This window comes from Thermococcus thioreducens, from assembly GCF_002214545.1.
GTDB classification, from domain to species: domain Archaea; phylum Methanobacteriota_B; class Thermococci; order Thermococcales; family Thermococcaceae; genus Thermococcus; species Thermococcus thioreducens.
In genome coordinates, this window is the sequence record NZ_CP015105.1 from 1,926,562 (window position 1) to 1,946,781 (window position 20,220).

Here is a 20,220-nt window from a genome sequence, read left to right on the forward strand (position 1 = left end):
ATGATGGCAACAGGGTAGCTACCGAATCTTGATGTGGAAGCCGTTCCAGTCTGAGGCTAATCGCACGGCACCAGCAGCACAGGGGCTTTTGAGTCCCTCATGACCCTTTCCGCGGTGCTTCCAAGGAGCAGATCCTTCAGAAAGTTTCTGCCCTTCTTGCCTATGACTATCAGTGTGGCGTTCTTTGCCAAGGCAGTCCCTATTATCGCCTGACTTGCACTGCCCACGAGAACTTCAACGTCAAACTGGGCCTTTACGCCTTTGGCGGACTTTCTGAGGTTTATCTTCGCCACCTCGATGTTGTGCTCAAGCTCGTCAATCCTGCCGTAGTCCACGGAGTGAAGCAGGATTCCGCGCTCTATGAGCTCCTCAAACTCCCTGACGGTCTTGACTATCTTTATCGAGCACTTCGAGAAGTCCAGCGCTACCAGAGGGCGCTTGAATATGGTCGAGCAGTCCATGGAGGGCTCAAAGCCGTCGTCCTTCTTCTGGTACTTGAGGAGAAGAACCGGCCGCTTTGTCGCCCTGGCCAGGTTGGAGGCGGTGCTGCCCATGAACATGGTCCTCCAGATGTTCTCGCCGACGCTTGGGATAACCACGAGGTCTATGCTTTTCTCCTCCGCCACCTCGGCTATCTCTATCGATGGAATACCTATCCTAACTACCGCGTTCACATTTACCCCCTCAGCCCGGAGCTCCTCGGCGAGATCCTCAAGCTTCTCGCGGTAGATATCCTCAAGCTCAAAGGCCTCGAACTCCGCTATGGTTATGTCAATGACGTGGATGAGGTAGAGCTCCTTAACCCCCATGGAGATGAGCCTCGGGATGCAGGTGCGCAGGGCGTGCAGGGAAACGTCCGAAAAGTCGGTCGGGTACAAAACCTTCTCAAACATCTTGGACACCTCAGTATTAATTTGGACGTTGGTGCTTATTATCGTTGCCCATGTATTGGAAAGTGTTATAACGCTCAGAGCGAACTCTCAACGGTGATAGCTATGGTCAAGAGGGTTCACATCTTTGACTGGCACAAGGAAAACGCGAAGAAGGTTGAAGTTTTTGCCGGCTGGGAGATGCCCATCTGGTACTCCAGCATAAAGGAGGAGCACCTAGCTGTAAGGAACGGCGTGGCAATCTTCGACGTCTCCCACATGGGAGAGTTCATCTTCCGCGGTAAAGATGCTTTGGAGTTCCTTCAGTACGTGACCACCAACGACATAAGCAGGCCCCCTGCGATAAGCGGGACTTACACCCTCGTCCTCAACGAGCGCGGAGCGGTAAAGGACGAGACCCTCGTCTTCAACATGGGGGACGACACCTACATGATGGTCTGCGACAGCGATGCCTTTGAGAAGCTCGACGCCTGGTTTAACGCCATAAAGAGAGGAATCGAGAAGTTCGGCCAGCTCGATCTCGAAATCGAGAACAAGACCTACGACATGGCCATGTTCTCGATACAGGGTCCAAGGGCGAGGGACCTGGCGAAAGACCTCTTCGGCATCGACATCAACGAGCTCTGGTGGTTCCAGGCAAAGGAAGTCGAGCTCGACGGGATAAAGATGCTCCTCTCAAGGAGCGGCTACACCGGGGAGAACGGCTTTGAGGTCTACTTCGAGGACGCCAACCCTTACCACCCTGACGAGAGCAAGCGCGGAGAGCCGGAGAAAGCTTTACACGTCTGGAAGACCATCCTTGAGGCCGGAGAGAAGTACGGTATAAAACCCGCCGGACTCGGGGCCAGGGACACGCTTCGCCTTGAGGCCGGCTACACGCTCTACGGCAACGAGACGAAGGAAATGCAGCTCCTCAGCACGGACATAGACGAGGTCACCCCGCTCCAGGCCAACCTCGACTTCGCCATCTTCTGGGACAAGGAGTTCATTGGCAAAGATGCCCTCCTCAAGCAGAAAGAGCGCGGCCTCAGCAGGAAGATGGTGCACTTCAAGATGGTGGACAGGGGAATCCCGAGGGAGGGCTACAGGGTTCTCGTTAACGGCGAACCCATAGGCGAGGTCACCAGTGGAACGTCTTCACCTCTCCTCGGAATAGGCATTGGAATAGCCTTCGTGAAGGAAGAATACGCCAAGCCCGGCGTCGAGCTGGAGATAGAGATAAGGGGCAAACCCAAGAAGGCCGTAACCGTTGCTCCGCCCTTCTACGACCCCAAGAAGTACGGGGCCTTCAGGGAGGAGTGATTCCTCCTCTTCTTTTCTCCAAAAACCTTTTAGGTAATGGGGGCGTTACCTGGTAACGGGAGCAGAACCAAATTTTATTCGGAAAGCCAAAATCGCTGAATTTATATTCCCAAAAAATGAGTTTGGGTCATGTCCCGCAGGCATGCGATCGGAGCCGTTCTCCTCTGGTCAACCGTCGCAAGTGCCTTCAAGCTCTCACTCCGCTACATGAGTCCTCTCCAGCTCCTCTTCTACGCGTCCCTAACCTCGCTCGTGCTCTTTGGAATTCTTCACGCGAGAGAGTTCACCCCCAGAAGGGAAAACCTCCGCTCGGCCTACCTCGGCCTTATAAACCCCCTCCTCTACTACACCGTCCTCTTCTCGGCCTACGACAGACTGCCGGCCCAGGAAGCGCAGGCACTCAACTACACCTGGCCGCTGATCCTCGTCCTTCTCTCTATTCCCCTCCTCGGAAAGAGACCCGGGGCGGGGACAGCCTTCGGCCTGTTACTAGGGTTCTTTGGAGCATTAGTCGTTGCCACGAAGGGAGACGTTGCGGGTTTGAACTTCAGGGACCCAATAGGTGTGGCCCTCGGACTTGGAAGCGCGGTTGTCTGGGCGTCTTACTGGCTCCTCAACCTGCGCGATGGGAGAAAGTTAGTCGAAAAGATGTTCTGGAACTTCCTCTTCGGCTTCATCTACATCTCCATTACGATGGCCCTAATGGGTGAGCTCGCCGTCCCTCCCGCTGAAGGGCTCGCCGGAGCGATCTACGTCGGCCTGTTCGAGATGGGAGTTACTTTCCTCCTCTGGTACCAGGCAGTGGAGGGGGACATGGCGTTTGCATCAAACCTTGCCTACCTGGTGCCATTCCTCAGCCTGTTCTTCATCTCCCTCCTCGTCGGGGAGAGCATAGCTCCGGCAACGGTGGTGGGGCTGGCGATGATAGTGACCGGTATAATCATCGGGAAGGGACAGCAAAACTTATAAACTCGGCTTGGGTAGGTTAAGCCGGATGGGGGCGTGGTGTAGCCTGGTCCATCATCGCGGGCTCCAGAGGTATGAGGACTTGCGGGTTTGCTGATTTGGGGATGAGCCTTTGGAGCTCTGACCCGGAGAAACCCGCGGACCGGGGTTCAAATCCCCGCGCCCCCACCAGTACAAACTTTTCTGGCGAAAAGTTTGATCAAAAGCTTGTGATTCTCTATTGAACGGCTACTTTTGGAGTGGATTTTCTTCAATGGCTGTTTTTTGATATGAGGATTTGCTCCAAATGCGCTTCTTAAGGGGTTCAAGTTTTTAGCGCTCCCTTGGAGCGCGGTTATGGTAGAACCCGCGTGAAAAAGCCTGTTTGGAGAATCCAACTTTCCAATGACTGATTTTGAAACGAATCCATCTCTAAAGGCACCTCAAAAAGAATCACGAACTTTTGGTGAAGCTTTTTCCAAAAGCCTCAGCGCCGGCGGAAGTTTTATTAACTTTGACTCATAAAAAGTTTACGAGGTGGTATCATGGAGGAGCCCATAAAGATAGGCCACGACAAGTTCTACATCGGCGAAGGAGAAACGGCCAGAAGGGAACTCCGCGTGGTTAAGGTCAGCGACGACGTGATCCAGGTGCAGGAAGAGGTCCACGGCATCATAGCCCTCGTTGGCGCAAGCTCAAGCGTCAACATAAAGAAGGAAGAACTCAGGAACCTGATCAAGGTTGTCAAAGAGGAGTTCGGATGGACCGACATCTGCGAGTGAACCTCTCCTTTTTTCCGCCGAATTTCGGCTTTGCCGCCTTTATGGGTATCATCGGCGGTGATATTAACGTTTTATAAGTATAAAAGTGCTTAAAAGCCATCGAGGTGATTGCCATGGCAGTTGGAGAGAAGATAACGATCAGCGTTATAAAGGCCGACATCGGCGGCTGGCCGGGACATTCAAGGGTTCATCCCCAGCTCGTTGAGACTGCGGAGGAGGTTCTTGCGAAGGCTCAGGAGGAGGGCACGATAATCGACTTCTACGTCGCCACCTGCGGCGATGACCTTCAGCTCATCATGACTCACAAGAAAGGTGTCGACAGCTCCGAGATCCACGGCCTGGCCTGGAAGACCTTTGAGGAGGCCACGAAGGTCGCCAAGGGGCTCGGGCTCTATGGGGCTGGCCAGGACCTTCTGAAAGACGCATTCAGCGGCAACATAAGGGGAATGGGGCCGGGGATAGCCGAGATGGAGATCACCCTGAGGAAGAGCGAGCCGATAGTGACCTTCCACATGGACAAGACCGAGCCCGGGGCTTTTAACCTTCCGATATTCAGGATGTTCGCGGATCCCTTCAACACCGCTGGACTGGTTATTGACCCCAACATGCACATGGGCTTCCGCTTTGAGGTCTGGGACATAAAGGAGCACAAGCGCGTTATCCTCAGCACTCCCGAGGAGCTCTACGACCTCCTCGCCCTCATCGGAGCCAAGAGTCGCTACGTCATCAAGAGGGTCTTCCCCAAAGAGGGACACAAAATCCCGAAGGACGAGCCGGTCGCCGTCATAAGCACCGAGAAGCTCTACGAGATAGCCGGCGAGTACGTTGGAAAGGACGACCCTGTGGCCATCGTCAGGGCCCAGAGCGGTCTCCCGGCCCTCGGAGAGGTTCTTGAGCCCTTCGCATTCCCGCACCTTGTAAGCGGCTGGATGAGGGGTTCACACAACGGCCCGGTGATGCCTGTTCCGATGCACATGGCCAACCCGACCCGTTTTGATGGCCCGCCAAGGGTCGTTGCCCTCGGCTGGCAGATAAGCCCCGAAGGAAAGCTCGTCGGCCCGGTTGACCTCTTCGATGACCCTGCCTTTGACGGGGCCAGGCAGAAGGCTCTGGAAATAGCGGAGTACATTCGCAGGCACGGCCCGTTCGAGCCCCACAGGCTCCCGATGGAGGACATGGAGTACACCACCCTCCCTGGAGTCCTGGAGAAGCTCAAGGACAGGTTCGAGCCCGTCGAGTGATTTTCTTTTTCTTTCTGTACTCCACGGCCATTCTGTCCACAAAATCTTATAACTTCCAAATGCCATAGCCATCAATGTACACAATCAAGAGGGGAAGAATAGAAATATACACCGGTGGTTGGAATGAGTGGAGAAAAGTTCATCCTTTCTCTCGACGAGGGGACAACCTCCGCGAGGGCAATAATTTTTGACAGGGAAGGGGACATCAAGGGGATCGGCCAGTACGAGTTTCCACAGCACTATCCAAAACCGGGCTGGGTCGAGCACGACCCGGAAGAGATATGGAGCGCTCAAATAAGGGCAATAAAAACTGCTCTGGAAAGGGAAAACGTGGAACCAAGCCAGATCGCTGCCATAGGAGTTACGAACCAACGCGAGACAACCATAGTATGGGACAAAACAGGCAAACCTCTGTACAACGCCATAGTCTGGCAGTGCAGAAGGACTGCAGAGATGGTGGAAGAGATAAAACGCGAATACGGCGACGTTATCAAGGAAAAGACCGGTCTCGTGCCAGATGCATACTTTTCAGCGTCAAAGCTGAAGTGGCTCCTCGACAACGTTCCTGGACTTAGGGAAAAAGCCGAGAGGGGCGAGGTGCTCTTTGGAACGGTCGATACGTTCCTCATCTACCGCCTTACCGGAGAGCACGTGACCGATTATTCAAACGCCTCAAGAACGATGCTCTTCAACATCAAAAAACTGGACTGGGACGATGAGCTGCTTGAGATGTTTGATGTTCCATCGGAGGTTTTGCCCGAAGTCAGGGAATCGAGCGAGATTTACGGGTACACAAAGAGGGAACTCCTTGGAAGAGAAATACCCGTCAGCGGCGATGCAGGCGACCAGCAGGCCGCTTTATTTGGTCAGGCAGGCTTTGAGACCGGAATGGTTAAGGCCACCTACGGGACGGGAAGCTTCATCTTAGCCAACACCGGCAAAACCGTCCGCTATTCCAGTAACCTGCTAACAACCATCGCCTGGGGACTCGATGGAAGGGTTACCTACGCCCTCGAAGGGAGCGTATTCGTAACCGGCGCCGCTGTCCATTGGCTCCGTGATGGAATCAGGATAATTAAGCATGCCTCTGAAACGGAAGAACTCGCAAGAAGGCTTGAGAGCAACGAGGGGCTCTACTTCGTTCCAGCATTTGTGGGCCTTGGAGCGCCTTACTGGGATCAGTTCGCGAGGGGATTAATAATCGGGATAACGCGCGGAACGGGCAGGGAACACCTCGCGAGGGCAACGCTTGAGGCAATAGCATACCTAACACGCGATGTTATTGAGGAGATGGAGAAGCTGGTCGGCATAAAGGAGCTGAGGGTTGATGGAGGGGCAACTGCCAACGACTTCCTGATGCAGTTCCAGGCTGACATATTGGACAGACGTGTCGTAAGACCGGTGGTGAAAGAGACCACCGCGTTGGGGGCGGCATATCTGGCCGGTTTGGCCGTTGATTACTGGGAGAGCCTCAAGGAGATACAGAACCTCTGGAAGGCGGAGAAGATATTCGAGCCAACTATGGATAAAGAAACAAGGGAGAAACTCTACCACGGATGGAAAGAGGCAGTAAAGAGAGCACTTGGGTGGGCAAAGGTAGTGGAAGCCTGACTGTGAATCACAAAAACGACGCACCATATGAACACATCAGCACATTCAAATGCTGTTCATCCCTGCCCTTTTTCCTGATGCCCAGAACTGTTCTTTCCTCCCTTTTTGGCCAAACTTAAGGTTTAAGAAAGCTTTAAAACGGGAAAAACCCTTTTTTAAGTTAATTAGGAGGGAAAAAGGATGAAGACACGGATCGCAATAATCGGTGCCGGCGTCGTAGGGGCGTCGATAGCGCGCGTTCTCAGCCAGTACGAGGGAGTTGAGGTCCATCTAATCGAGAGAAACGTCGACGCGGGGATGGGAGTCAGCAAGGCGAACACGGGCATAATCCATCCCGGACACGAGGACGATCCCGAAAAGCACCCACTGAGGGCAAAGCTCTGCGTCGAGGGAAACAGGCTCTGGTACCAGTGGACGAAAGAGCTGAGAATTCCAGCGAAGTGGCCGGGCGAGCTCATGGTCGCACTCAAAGAGGAAGACATGAAGGTCGCCGAGTACTACCTGGAGCTTGCGCAGAAAAACGGCGTTCCGGGCGTCAGGCTCGTTGATAGGGAGGAGCTTCTGAAACTTGAGCCCAACGTCAACCCAAACGCCGCAGGGGCGCTGTGGGCACCGACAGCTGGAGTGATGTCCTCCCCGATGGCGGCCGTGGCACTCACCGAGAACGCGGTCGACAACGGAGTTAGGTTCCACCCCGAAACCGAGGTGCGCGGGATAAAGGTTGAGAACGGGGAGATAAAGGGCGTTGAGACTAACCGGGGGTTCATCGAGGCCGACCTCGTCATAAACGCGGCAGGTTTATACGCGGACAGAATCTCGGCCATGGCGGGCATAGATTACTTCACAATACGTCCCAGGAAGGGAGAGTACTACATCTTCGACGACGATGCCGGGCCGAAGGTCAGGAGGATAGTCCACCAGACGCCGACCCCGACCACAAAAGGGGTTTACGTCATCACCGAGATGAACGACGGGGTGATGATAGGACCCACCGCCGAGGATCTGCCCGAGGAAGCTAAGGACGACACCTCCACAACCCGGGAGGGGCTGGAGTTCGTCTGGGAGATGGCGAAGAAGCTCGTCAAGGGACTGCCCCCCAAGAGCAGGGTGATAAGAACCTTCGCGGGTCTGAGGCCAGAGCCCCCGGACGGCAGGTGGATAATAGAGGCCTACGATGACCCCTGGGGCTTCATAAACGTTGCAGGGATAAGGTCGCCCGGACTCACAGCCGCGCCTGCAATAGCACACTACGTTACTGAAGAGCTGATTGAAGGCAAGCTGGACGTAAAGCTAACCAAAAAGTCCCGCTGGAACCCCCACAGGAACGCCTTCTGGTTCAAGGCCCTCCCAAGGGAAAAGCAGGCAGAGCTCGTGAAGGAGAACCCCTCACACGGCAGGGTAATCTGCATGTGCCGCACGATAACGGAGGGGGATATACTCGACGCAATAGCCAGGATGAAGAAGATGGGCGTCAGGACGATAACCCTCGACGGCGTTAAGCTCAGGACAGGTGTCACTGGCGGAACCTGTCAGGGTTCCTTCTGCAGGGTGAGGATAACCAACATCATCGCCAGGGAAACCGGAGTCCCGCTCTGGGAGGTCAGCATCAAGGGAGAAGGCACCGAATACGGCATCGGTGACATAAAGGTTCTCCTGAGGGGTGAGGAGAATGAGGAGTGAGTACGACGTCATTGTCATTGGAGGGGGGCCGGCTGGCCTTGCCGCTGCAATAAAGGCGAAGGAGCTCGGCCTTAACGTCCTCCTCATCGAGAACAGGGAGTTCCTGGGGGGGATACCCCTCCAGTGCGTTCATCCGGGCTTCGGAATTCACTACTTCAAAGAGGATCTGACAGGAACGGAGTTCATACACCGCATAATCGAACGGTTCAGGGCGCTGGACGTCGAATACTACACGAACGCCCACGTCCTTGAGGTGGTGCCGTACTCTTACAGGCACAAGATTCTGAGGATAGTCACGGAGGAGGGGCTCTTTGAGGTGGCGGCAAGGACCGTTGTCTACGCCGCCGGTGCAAGGGAGAGGCACATGTTCGAGATAGGAATAACCGGCCACAGGGTCGCAGGGATTTACACAGCCGGGGAAGCCCAAACCATGATGGACATCTACGGAGTGATGCCCGGAAAGGAGATAGTCATAGTCGGTTCGGGCGACGTCGGCCTCATAATGGCGAGAAGGTTTACCCTTGAGGGGGCAAAGGTAAAGGCCGTCATAGAGCTGATGCCCTATCCAGGCGGACTAACAAGAAACGTCGTCCAGTGCCTTGAGGACTTTGGAATCCCCCTCTACCTGAGCCATGCAGTAACAAGGGTCGAAGGAAAGAAGAGGGTCGAGAGGGTCATCGTGACGAAGGTGGACGAGAAGCTTAGGCCCATTCCTGGAACGGAGGAGAGCATAGAGTGCGATACCGTCGTTCTGGCGGCCGGTCTTGTTCCGTACCTCAAAGTCATAGAAAAGGCAGGGGTGGAGATAGATCCCGCCACCAGAGGGCCGGTCGTCAACAGCTACCTCGAAACCAGCGTTCCGGGGATATTTGTGGCCGGAAACGCCCTAGTCATAAACGACCTCGTTGACTACGTCGTCGAGCAGGGCGAGGAGGCCGCCATGGGGGCGTACGAGTTCGTCAAAAACGGCGGCCTGCCGGCCCTCAAATGGAGGAAGCTCGTGAAGGGGAGGAACATCAGGCTCGCCGTGCCGCACTACTTAGCTGACACCAAGGACGTCACAATCTACGCGAGGGTTGGGGAGCCGGAGGAGAACGTCAGGCTCCGCTTCCCGGAGATTGGAAAGGAGATAAGACTCCCATTCGTGAGGCCCTCTGAGATGATAAGGGTGAAGCTGAAGAAGGAGGAGATAGCCCGGGCCAAAGACAGAATCACCATGGAGGTCGTCCGGGATGAGTGAGATCAAGAAGTTCAGGCTGACCTGCATCGTCTGCCCCCTTGGCTGTACAGTGGAGGTGACCATGGAGGGCGACAGGATAACCGGAGTTGAGGGCTTCACATGCCCCCGGGGAAAGGACTACGCGATACAGGAAATCAGGGAGCCGAAGCGCATCGTCATGAGCGTCGTGAAGGTTAGGGGGGGAAGGTTTCCGACGGTGGCAGTTAAAAGCGACAGGCCCGTTCCCAAGGAGCTCATACCCGCGATAATGAAAAAGCTCGCGGAAGTTGAGGTCGAAGCGCCGGTCAGCGTAGGACAGGTCATCGTTGAGAACGTACTGGGAACCGGGGCGAACATCGTTGCCACGAGGGAGGCGTAGTACGGCAAAGCCTCCGCTTGATTCGCTATTTTATTTCCTCCGGCGGCAGGACATAACGCAGCCTCTCAAAACTCTTAAATACATTAATTGTAAATAACACTGGGAGTGATACGGGGTGAGGGATATGAGGTTCACGGTTCTCAGGATCAACCTGAACGAAGGAAAGGTCGAAAGCGAGGAGCTGGAGAGGGATGGAATATACGGGGTTATAGACTACGGAATAGAAGTTCACGAGAGCCTGGAAACCCACAGCCTTGAACCATACGACCCCCAGAACGTCATGGTAATGGGAATGGGGCCGTTTTCAGGCTCAACCCTGCCCGGGGCGCACAGGCTCATGTTCTTCTTCCGTTCCCCCCTCTACGGGACTCTCTTTCCATCTGCAATGGGAGGGGCGGCATACACCTTCAAAAACGTTGGCATAGACTTCGTGGCCTTCGAGGGCAAGGCCGAGAAGCCCGTCGTTGTTTTACTCTACAACGACGGCGAAAACGTAAGGGTGGAGCTCCACGCTATAGAGCTTGAGAGGGTCGTTGAAATCTGGAGGGGCTACAAGGGAGAGGAGGGAGTCTATGCCCTCACACAGTACCTCATAGATACCTTTGGCGGCAGGTTTGACTTCGAGTACCGCATAGCCGTCGTTGGGCCGGCTTCGCTGAACACCAACTACGGAGCGATATTCTCCCAGGCGCTCAGAAAGGGAGAAAGGCTTGTTGGAAGCGAGGACTGGGCGGCAAGGGGAGGTCCGGGTTCTGTTCTTCTCAGGGCCCACAACGTCGTCGGAATAGTCTTCGGCGGAAAGCCGGGGAGGAGAAGCTTCCCGGGGGAGGACATCGGCAGCTTCAAGACCTCCAAGAGTATCGTCGAGGGCGTGCACAAAAAGCCGTACAACGAGATAATAGCCGAGAAGACGACCAAGTACCGCTTCAACCCCAAGCTCAACACTGGCGGAACCTTCGGCGGCAACTACCCGGCCGAAGGCGACTTCGTGCCCATCCTTAACTGGCAGATGCCGTACATCGAAAAGGAAGAGCGCATAAAAATCCACGAGAACATAATGAAGCACTACTGGGAACCCTTCAATGAGGAGGCCATAAAGCCCAAGAACTGGACGACCTGCGGCGAGCCCTGTCCGGTCGTGTGTAAGAAGCACCGCAGGGGGCACCACGTCGAGTACGAGCCCTACGAGGCCAACGGGCCGCTCAGCGGAAGCATCTCGCTCAGGGCAAGCGACATAAGCGTCCACGCGGCAGATGCCATGGGCTTCGACGCCATAGAGTTCGGCGGAACCGCCGCATGGGTTTTGGAATTAATCCACCGCGGTCTGCTCAAGCCGGAGGAAGTTGGGTTAAGCGGAAAGCCGGAGTTCACCAAAGAGGCCCTTCTTGAGAGGCCGGTCGAGGCGAGTGAAATCAACGCCAAGCTCGTCGCCGAGCTGGCCCACCGCGTTGCCTTCGCCGAGAACGAGATAGCGAGGATAATCGGCCTCGGAAAGAGGAAGGCCAGCGTTATACTCGACGAGAGGTTCAAGGACAGGCTGAAGTACGGCGAGAGCTTCAAGGACTACGGCGTCTTCGTTCCGCTCGGCGAGAACGGAGAGATGACGCCGACGATGTACTGGGCGATAGGAAACTACATCCCGCTCCCGATTCAGGGTCGCTACTGGACGTTCTACCAGTTCGGCGTCTTCCTTGAGCCTGAGGAGCTCGCTCAAAAGATAATCGCGAGCGCCCTCTGGGAGTTCTGGTACGACAACGTCGGCTGGTGCAGATTTCATAGAGGCTGGATGAAGCCCGTCCTCAAGGCGCTCTTCATGGACGCCTACGGCGAGAACGTTGACATGGAGGAGCACGCGAAGAAGCAGATTAAGAGGCTGATAGAGTACGCCAGAAAGGCCGGCTACACCCCCGTCTTCTGGGACAGCATGCGCGTTATAGACCTTGTCTCCGCTGGCAGCGAGGAGTTCGGAAACGAGCGCTGGGCCGAGAAGTTCAGGATTGACAAGGTCGGCACGGCGAAGGAGTACCTTGAGAAGGTTTTAGAAGCTTACAGCGAGGCCCTCGGTGTGGACTGGAGGCTCTGAGTTTTCGTTTTTCTATCTATTTGCGGGAAGAACGATTGTCGGTTTTCTACCCTATGACTGGCTCAAATCTAAAAATGTAAAAAATGCGGCTGGCTGATGATAACCAAGAAGCCTGAGTATATCGAGCGCCAAAAACGTTGGTATCGGTCCTCCCTGCTCGGGGTGCTCGCAGGGGGCGTAGGAGAAGAAGCCATAAGGGCACTTCCTCAACTCAAGCGCCTTTACTACCTCTTCTTTCCCGTCAATCTTGGCCCCCATTGAACTTAGAGCCAGCAAAGCGTACCTGGTTATTGGTAAAGACCACCACAGGGCACCGTTTCTGCTGGACTTGATGAACTCCACTGTCTTTTCGTCCCTATATTCGTACCCAAGCTCGTTGAGGATCAGGACAGAGTAAAGAGTTATTTCAAGCCGGTTAATTTTTATCTTTGATATTTTGCTCCCAAATCCTCCATCACTATCTTTCAGACCCAAAACAAAGGAGGTCACGTTTTCCTTCCATTGTTTATCGATCTCAATGCCCAGTTCCCTGCTCGTTACAAGGAGATAGTATATATCCTTCAGCAGGTAGTGGTTTTGATAGACCTCTGAGAGGTTCAGGTTGGCGATGAAGCTTTTCAGACGGGGTTCTACTCTCGTTTTAAGATCACTGTTGGACACACCAAGCTCCTTTAGTGCCCTGTATTCAACCCATATCAGGCTCGGTTTACTCTCCCGTGAGATTTCGGTGAGCAGGTAGTTCCTGACTGCCGTCTCATTGGGCACCGTTGAGTTCAAAAGCTTAAGGGTCATCACGGAGAAGGCAGTGCCCACGGGATTCGGCACTATGTAGTCTGGGATGTCTATGAAACCTCCCAGGGGCCCTTCAAGGGACCGCAGGTAGCTTATAGTATCCTCCCCAACTTCTCCCCCCGCATAGGTTATCGTTTCCACAGCCCAATGGGTGGTCTCGAGGTGTCCCTTTTTAGCGCCTCTTGTATCGGAGTATGAGCCGTCAGGGCACTTGTATTTCTGAATACTCGTTAGTATTCTTCTCCTTAACGTCTCGTTTTTGATGTGCTCTTCCCGCATGAATCTCGCTATGGTTTTGAGGTCAAAGAAACCGAGGTTCTCTATTCTGCCAGACGCCTCATCAAACACGGCCCTCGCGGTGTCATACATCACAGTGTAGCCGGGTATTTCATCGGGGGAGTATCCGGATTCAATGAGAAGCCCCCTGAGCTGAAGGAAGTCCCATAAGAACTCCAGTGAGTGCTCCGGCCTCAGCTCGAGCCAGAGGGACATGGAAACGTTCTTCGCCAGGGTGGAGTTAAGCAGAATGAGAGTTTTTGCATGCAGAAATGTGTAATTTGACCTCTCCATGTCCTCAATGATGAAGTTTTCGAAGGCCCCCCTGTTTCTGGGGCTTATATTGAACTCTTTAAAGAGTGTCAGCAGATAATAGGCGTCAAGAACCGAAGGATAATTCCGACCGCTGTAAAAATTCTCCTCTTCTTCCCTCAGGAACTCTATGGTTTTTTCGGGATGTTTTGGGCTCAAGTTCAGAAGGGTCAGCGTCATCACGCCGTGATATGTATGATAAAGGCTGGGAAGTATTGTAAATGAGACATCGCCGTTCCAGCCACCTGTAAACGGATTCTGAGCGAGGTAAAGGCGCCTTACCGTCCAGTTTGTCCATGAGGGAGTTGTTATATTGAGTGCAGTGGCGTTTTCAGTGTGCGTTTTCGTTATTGAGATGACGGCCGTGATGCTCAATAAAATCAAAAGGGTAGCTAGGATTTTTTCCCTCATCGTCCCACCTCAAAACGCGGATGAATCAATTGCCACGTACGTGCTCGCGGAGAGGCTTTCGTTTTTGCAATATATAATTCACTGGCCTTTATAAGCTTTTCATTTACTATGGGTAAACTTTCTTCGTTTTTTTCTGGTACAAATTTTTTTCGGAGTTAAGGTTTCCCAGTGGGATCGACGAAAATACGCCTGAGTAAAGGACTTGCATAGCCATGCAATAGCTAAACCCTTATATTCTCCGCCTCCCCCAGGTTTTCAGGTGAGAAAAATGAGGGCAGTTGTAATAGGCTCCGGAATCGGCGGTCTTCTAACCGCGTCGTTTCTAGCCAAAAATGGTTACGATGTCACCGTCATTGAAAAGGCTCCTTACATCGGCGGCCGCTTCACAAATTTAAACTACAAATGTTTTGGCCTCTCCACTGGCGCCTTCCACATGCTTCCCCACGGGGAGGACGGGCCTCTGGCTCACCTCCTCGGGCTCCTCAACGCGGACGTCCAAATAGTGAACTCCAACCCCAAGGGCATGATTTTCTACGACGGAAAGACCTTCCACTACCGCGATGGCTGGAAGTACCTGAGCTTCACCGAGAAGGCAAGGGCTACAAAGCTCCTGCTCGACATCAAGAGGAACAGGCTCCCAACCGAAGAAGAGGCCGAGATGAGCGGGAGAGAATGGATAAGGGAAAGGATAGGCGACAACGAGTTTGCTGACCTCTTCATCAAGAGCTTCCTCGGCTGGGCCGACAGCGTCCTGGACGTTCCTGCTGGTGAGCTAGCGAGGGAGATAAAGGCTGCCCTGAGGTGGGGCGGGCCGGGCCTGGTCAAGGGCGGGTGTAGGGCAATAACCGGAGAGCTGGCAAGGATAACGGAAGCCAACGGCGGAAAAATCCTCACTAGGAAAAGGGCCGTCGAAGTTGACCCCGAGGCAAGGAGGGTTATCACCTCCGACGGCGACGAGCTTTCATACGACGTTCTCATCTCCAACATCGGGATAAAGGAGACCGTCGAGCTGATCGGAAGGGAGAACTTTGACCGCGAGTACTTAAGAAGAGTGGATTCGCTGAAGCCGAGCGAGGGGATAAAGTACAACGTGGCCCTGAAGGGTGGGCCGAGGATAGGAAACACCGTCGTCTTCACCCTCGACACCGAGAGGATAAACGGCTACAACGAGCCTTCAAGCATTTCCCCGGAGCTGGCTAAAGAGGGCTATACCTTGATAATGCTCCACCACGCTTTGCAGGGCAGGAACGTCAAGGCAGAGCAGAGAAAGGGCATCGAAGACATCTACAGAATCTTCCCGAACCTCGATAGCGAGGGAGAAATCCTGCTGGTACAGACCTACCTCGATGGGAATCCCGTTAACAGGGTCGCCAGCGGCCAGACCGTTGAGGACTTCCCGGTGGAGGACGTTTACATCGTGGGCGATGCATACAAGCCGCCTGGGGGAATAGAGGTTGAGGGCATAGCCCTGGGGGTCATGAAAACCCTTGAGAGGCTCGGCCTTGGGGACTTCCGGGAATGGTATCTCTGAGGCAGTCCTTGCCCGTCCTTTCTTTACCTTTGCCAACTTATTTTTCCTTCCCCCGAACCTTTTTTCGGTGAACAGTCCTGGCTCCTAACGAACGTTTTTATCCTCCTGCGCTGAGTTATCCATCCAGGAGGTGATGCTCATGAAGAGGGTTGTCATCGCTCTTGGCGGTAACGCTATTCTCCAGCGAGGTCAGAGGGGAACCTACGAGGAGCAGATGGCCAACGTCATGAAGACGGCCAAGCAGATAGTGGATATAATCCTTGACGGTGACTACGAGGTTGTAATCACCCACGGAAACGGCCCCCAGGTCGGTGCTTTGCTCCTCCACATGGACGCGGGTCAGGCCACCCACGGCATCCCGGCCCAGCCCATGGACGTGGCCGGAGCAATGACGCAGGGCCAGATAGGGTACATGATACAGCAGGCGATAAGGAACGAGCTGAAGAGACGCGGGATAGATAAGCCCGTGGCGACTATAGTAACCCAGACCATCGTTGACAAGGACGATCCAGCATTCCAGCACCCGAGCAAGCCGGTTGGGCCCTTCTACGACGAGGAGACGGCCAAAAAGCTCGCAGAGGAAAAGGGCTGGGTCGTCATAGAGGACTCCGGCAGGGGCTGGAGAAGAGTAGTGCCGAGTCCCGATCCAAAGGGCCACGTCGAGGCGGAAATCATCCGGGACCTCGTTGAGAAGGGGTTCATAGTCATCGCCAGCGGGGGCGGCGGAGTTCCCGTCATCGAGGAGGACGGCCAGCTCAAGGGCGTCGAGGCGGTCATAGACAAGGATCTGGCCGGTGAGAAGCTTGCGGAAGAGGTTAACGCCGACATCTTCATGATACTCACCGACGTGAACGGTGCCGCCCTGAACTTCGGAAAACCCGACGAGAGGTGGCTCGGAAAGGTCACCGCCGAGGAGCTCAGGAGGTACTACGAGGAGGGGCACTTCAAGAAAGGCAGCATGGGACCGAAGGTTTTGGCCGCGATAAGATTCGTCGAGTGGGGCGGCGAGAGGGCCGTCATAGCCCACCTGGAAAAGGCCGTTGATGCCCTGGAAGGAAAGACCGGAACGCAGGTCATAAAAGGCTGAACCAAATCCTATAAATACCTCTCTTCCCAAATTTTATCCGGTGATGACATGGCGGACGCGACGACCGGGTTCTTTGGCTCCCTGCTGTGGTGGCTGTTCTTCATGTACATCCTCCTGTGGCCCCAGATGCAGTACAGGAGCCTGCAGCTAGCCAGGGCAAAGATACTGAAGAGGCTCTCGGAAAAGCGGGGCTCAACCGTGATAACGATGATCCACAGGCAGGAGAGCGTCGGGCTCTTTGGAATACCCTTCTACAAGTTCATAAGCATCGAGGACAGCGAGGAGGTGCTCAGAGCTATTAGAGCCGCCCCCAAGGACAAGCCGATAGACCTCATAATACACACCCCCGGAGGGTTGGTTCTCGCGGCAACTCAGATAGCAAAGGCACTGCACGACCACCCGGCTGAAACACGTGTCATAGTTCCCCACTACGCCATGAGCGGCGGAACGCTCATCGCCCTCGCCGCGGACAGGATAATAATGGACCCCCACGCGGTTTTGGGGCCGGTTGACCCCCAGCTCGGCCAGTACCCCGGGCCGAGCATAGTGAGAGCCGTCGAGAGGAAGGGCGTTGACAAGGTGGACGACCAGACACTCATCCTGGCGGACGTGGCAGAAAAGGCCATCAAACAGGTTAGGGAGTTCGTTTACGGCCTCCTGAAGGACAGGTACGGGGAGGAGAAAGCCAGAGAGCTGGCCCAGATACTCACCGAGGGCCGGTGGACCCATGACTATCCCATTACATACGAGCACGCCAAGGAGCTCGGCCTTCACGTTGAAACGGAGGTTCCAGATGAAGTTTATGCCCTTATGGAGCTCTACAGGCAGCCAACAAAGCAGAGGGGCACGGTGGAGTTCATGCCTTACACCCAGAAGGGCGAGAGCTCCTGAAGTGCCGGGTTTTCTATTACTTTAACCTTTTTCGAATTGTTCTCAAAATTTCAGCCAAAAAGTTTTTATTTACTCTCACCGTTTTCAGTCCAGATGTTTGGAGTAAGCTCACGGGCTGTTCTAAAAATAGGGAAGGGGAAGAGAGATGCAAGTGAAAGTGGATCCAGAGGAAATTAAGAGGATCAAGAGGGAGATAGAGGCCCTTGAAAAGGAGAGAAACGAGATAAGGGCCAAACTAGATGAGCTGGAGAAGGAGCTTCAAATCTGGGTTCAGAAGAGGGACGAAAAGAACAACGAGGTCAAGCAGCTCCGCCAGAAGGGGCGTGAGTATAAAGCCAAGAGGGATGAAATCAACCAACAGATACAGGAGCTCAAGAAGAACCGCGAGGAGATAAACGCCAAGCTCGACCTCCTCTACCAGGAGATACTAGAGTACAGGACGAAGAGGGACGAGTACAACCAGCTCCGCAGGCTCAAGATGCCGCCTGAGAAAATACAGGAGCGCATAGAGAAGCTGGAGTGGGAGCTCCAGACCAACCCGAACATAACCCCAGACAGGGAGAAGCAGATAGTCGACCAGATCCAGGTTCTTGCAACTGAGCTTGAGATAATCCAGCAGGCCCAGAGGTTCCACAACAAGCTCATTGAAACGAGAAAGAAGGTGAACCAGCTCAAGAAGGCCAGGAGAGGCATAAGCATGGAGATACAGAAGCTCGCCAACCAGAGCCAGCAGTTCCACGAGCAGATGATAAAGGCCTTCAACCAGGCCGACGAGGTCAAGAAGGAGGCCGACGAGTACCACGCTAAGGTCGTCGAACTCAGGGAGAAGATCAAGGAAGTCAGGAAGGAGCTCCGCGAGATCGAGAAGAAGATACGGGAGTACGACGAGAGGCACAAGGAGCTCATAGCCTACAGGCTCGTCGCCAGGATGCGTTCGAAGAAGGACGCCAGCTTCGAGAAGGCCGTTGAGGCCCTTGAGAAGTTCAAGCGCGGCGAGAAGCTAACACTCGACGAACTGCTCCTCCTCCAGAGGTACAACCTCGTCTGAGGCCTGGCTATGGAAGTCATCAGGCACGAAGGGCCTGGAAGGCTGGGCCTCGTAAGGCTCGGGGAGCACACCTTCAGAACTCCTGCCCTAATGGGGGTAGACTTCACACTATCCCCGTTCAACTCCTTCTTCCACCCATCCGAACCGGGGGATTATGACTTCAACCTGGCCCCATCCATACCCCTCGGCTTCTACACGCCGGGCGATGTGATAGAGAAGGCCCTCGGGAGGCTCTGGAGCGTAAACTACGACGGCTTCAACGCCTTCTACCTGCCGGCTTTGAGGAGGACGGAATACCTTCCCGAGTTCTTCAAGATAATCGAGCGCTATAACTTCGATGCCGTCTACCTCGGCAACTCAAAGATTCTGGTGAGGGAGTACCGCTACTTCGTGAGAATCCTGCGCGAGCTCCGCGAGAGGTTTCCCAACGTTATGATAATAGCCGACCTAGAGCCCTTCTTTTACCCCCTGGCAGTTTACCTCGGTGTCGATGCCTTCGACACCCGCTCGCTCAAGCTCTACGACTTCGAGGGCAAAGGTTTCACCGGGTATAGCCCCTTCCTGTGGGGAAATGGGCCCAATTCCATTGACTTCGCCAGGGAGACGATACTCCTCGTGAGAAAAGCCCTGGAAGAAGGAAAGCTCCGCTACCTCGTTGAGAACTTCTTTAACACACAGTACCACGCGGGAATACTGCGGATAGCCGACCTTGAGCACGGGGACTACCTTGAGAGGTACACCCCCATCCAGAAGGAGACGGTTTATTTCATAAGCGACGCCTCGATTAGGAGGCCAGAGGTTAGAAGATGGCACGAACGCGTTGCCGAGCGCTTCGTCCCACCTAAGAACACTGAACTGGTTCTCCTCTTCCCCTGCTCTGCCAAGAAGCCCTACTCCTTCTCCCGCTCCCACACCCTCTACCGGAAGGCGGTTAAGGAGGCCCTTGGCTCAGGAATAGCCAGAGCCCACGAGCTGATTCTGACTTCGCCCTTCGGCGTCGTTCCACGGGAGTGGGAGTGGTTAGCAAAGTACGACATAGTCGTTACCGGCCACTGGAGCGAGGAGGAGATTAAACCTGCGGCCGAACTCCTGGCGAAGACCCTTGAGAAGTACCCGGAGAGCGTTCCAATAATAGCGCACCTGGATGAAGCCTACGTTGAGATAGCGAAGCTTGCAAGCGAGCTTTCTGGAAGGGAAATAATCTTTACGGAAGTTAGGAACGGCACCACCAGCAGGGAAAGCCTCAGCTCACTCAGGGAAACTCTGAGGGAGTTTGAGCTTGAGGGCACCAAAGAGGACAGGACGTACCGCTACTTCGAGGGCATAAGGAAGGTCTTTGACTTCTACTTCGGCGTTGGTGCCGGAGAGGCCGTTCTGCCGGAGGACGGCAAAGTCAAGGGCTCCAAGATGCTCCGCCTCTTCGTTGACAACCAGCAGACCGGAACCTTCAGGGACGGCGTGATAAGCGTGACACCCTTTGGAATGCAGAGGATATACGATAAACTGAAGGCTTACTGGGTAAAGGTTGACTTTGAACTGCGCGGCGACGTCTTCGCTGTCGGCGTTGATGAGGCTGACCCAGCGATAAGGCCGGACGACATAGTCGGCATAGTCCGGGATGAGAAAGTTGTCGGTGTCGGAAAGGCCGTTCTGGCCGGAGAAGAGATGGTTCGCTCAAAGAAGGGCGTCGCGGTTAAGGTTAGGAAGAGGGCGTAACTCCTAAAAACCCGCTTTTCTATC

General features: G+C 54.6%; 16 protein-coding genes and 1 tRNA gene. 15 read left to right on the plus strand and 2 right to left on the minus strand.

What is annotated here, in order from left to right; all coding sequences use genetic code 11:
• Positions 1–56 precede the first annotated feature (56 nt).
• Positions 57–893 carry a universal stress protein gene (locus A3L14_RS10715; protein ID WP_055428481.1) on the minus strand — a complete coding sequence of 279 codons (837 nt, stop codon included), beginning with the start codon at positions 891–893 and terminating at the stop codon, positions 57–59.
• Between the two features lie 102 nt (positions 894–995).
• Between A3L14_RS10715 and gcvT the strand changes: the two genes are divergently transcribed.
• The 10 genes from gcvT (at position 996) to gor (ending at position 12,132) form a co-directional block, all read left to right on the plus strand.
• On the plus strand, positions 996–2,192 hold the full coding sequence (gene gcvT, locus A3L14_RS10720) for a glycine cleavage system aminomethyltransferase GcvT (protein ID WP_055428480.1): 1,197 nt from the start codon (positions 996–998) through the stop codon (positions 2,190–2,192).
• Positions 2,193–2,321: 129 nt separating this feature from the next.
• A complete protein-coding gene (locus tag A3L14_RS10725) occupies positions 2,322–3,161 on the plus strand; it encodes a DMT family transporter (RefSeq protein ID WP_055428479.1) in 840 nt (279 codons plus the stop codon).
• Positions 3,162–3,188: 27 nt separating this feature from the next.
• Positions 3,189–3,329, plus strand: a tRNA-Trp gene (locus A3L14_RS10730).
• A gap of 353 nt (positions 3,330–3,682) precedes the next feature.
• Positions 3,683–3,919, plus strand: coding sequence for a hypothetical protein (locus A3L14_RS10735; RefSeq protein ID WP_055428478.1), 237 nt, complete (start codon positions 3,683–3,685; stop codon positions 3,917–3,919).
• A gap of 113 nt (positions 3,920–4,032) precedes the next feature.
• Positions 4,033–5,160 (plus strand): fructose-1,6-bisphosphate aldolase/phosphatase, encoded by a 1,128-nt coding sequence (gene fbp / locus A3L14_RS10740; RefSeq protein WP_055428477.1) that lies wholly within the window; start codon positions 4,033–4,035, stop codon positions 5,158–5,160.
• 123 nt (positions 5,161–5,283) lie between these two features.
• Complete coding sequence (gene glpK / locus A3L14_RS10745) at positions 5,284–6,771, plus strand: glycerol kinase GlpK (protein WP_055428476.1); 1,488 nt, start codon at positions 5,284–5,286, stop codon at positions 6,769–6,771.
• Positions 6,772–6,951: 180 nt separating this feature from the next.
• Entirely contained in the window at positions 6,952–8,451 is a 1,500-nt protein-coding gene (locus tag A3L14_RS10750; protein WP_055428475.1) for an NAD(P)/FAD-dependent oxidoreductase, read from the plus strand.
• Entirely contained in the window at positions 8,441–9,691 is a 1,251-nt protein-coding gene (locus A3L14_RS10755; protein WP_055428474.1) for an NAD(P)/FAD-dependent oxidoreductase, read from the plus strand. The genes A3L14_RS10750 and A3L14_RS10755 overlap by 11 nt, the downstream gene beginning before the upstream one ends.
• On the plus strand, positions 9,684–10,049 hold the full coding sequence (locus A3L14_RS10760) for a DUF1667 domain-containing protein (RefSeq protein ID WP_055428473.1): 366 nt from the start codon (positions 9,684–9,686) through the stop codon (positions 10,047–10,049). The genes A3L14_RS10755 and A3L14_RS10760 overlap by 8 nt, the downstream gene beginning before the upstream one ends.
• A gap of 124 nt (positions 10,050–10,173) precedes the next feature.
• Positions 10,174–12,132 carry a glyceraldehyde-3-phosphate:ferredoxin oxidoreductase gene (gor, locus tag A3L14_RS10765; protein ID WP_055428472.1) on the plus strand — a complete coding sequence of 653 codons (1,959 nt, stop codon included), beginning with the start codon at positions 10,174–10,176 and terminating at the stop codon, positions 12,130–12,132.
• A gap of 51 nt (positions 12,133–12,183) precedes the next feature.
• Here gor and A3L14_RS10770 read toward each other — a convergent pair whose 3' ends face one another.
• Complete coding sequence (locus A3L14_RS10770) at positions 12,184–13,923, minus strand: prenyltransferase/squalene oxidase repeat-containing protein (protein ID WP_055428471.1); 1,740 nt, start codon at positions 13,921–13,923, stop codon at positions 12,184–12,186.
• A gap of 268 nt (positions 13,924–14,191) precedes the next feature.
• Here A3L14_RS10770 and A3L14_RS10775 point away from each other — a divergent pair, with 268 nt between their 5' ends.
• The 5 genes from A3L14_RS10775 to arcS all read left to right on the plus strand — a co-directional run bounded on the left by A3L14_RS10775 (position 14,192) and on the right by arcS (position 20,196).
• Complete coding sequence (locus A3L14_RS10775) at positions 14,192–15,454, plus strand: phytoene desaturase family protein (protein WP_074631535.1); 1,263 nt, start codon at positions 14,192–14,194, stop codon at positions 15,452–15,454.
• 139 nt (positions 15,455–15,593) lie between these two features.
• Complete coding sequence (arcC, locus tag A3L14_RS10780; RefSeq protein WP_074631536.1) at positions 15,594–16,541, plus strand: carbamate kinase; 948 nt, start codon at positions 15,594–15,596, stop codon at positions 16,539–16,541.
• Positions 16,542–16,589: 48 nt separating this feature from the next.
• Positions 16,590–17,432: an SDH family Clp fold serine proteinase gene (locus tag A3L14_RS10785; RefSeq protein ID WP_055428470.1), complete on the plus strand. Its 843-nt coding sequence runs from the start codon at positions 16,590–16,592 to the stop codon at positions 17,430–17,432.
• Positions 17,433–17,577: 145 nt separating this feature from the next.
• Positions 17,578–18,480, plus strand: a complete 903-nt coding sequence (locus A3L14_RS10790; RefSeq protein WP_055428469.1) for a coiled-coil protein — start codon at positions 17,578–17,580, stop codon at positions 18,478–18,480.
• 9 nt (positions 18,481–18,489) lie between these two features.
• Positions 18,490–20,196 (plus strand): archaeosine synthase subunit alpha, encoded by a 1,707-nt coding sequence (arcS, locus tag A3L14_RS10795; RefSeq protein ID WP_055428468.1) that lies wholly within the window; start codon positions 18,490–18,492, stop codon positions 20,194–20,196.
• Positions 20,197–20,220: the final 24 nt, after the last annotated feature.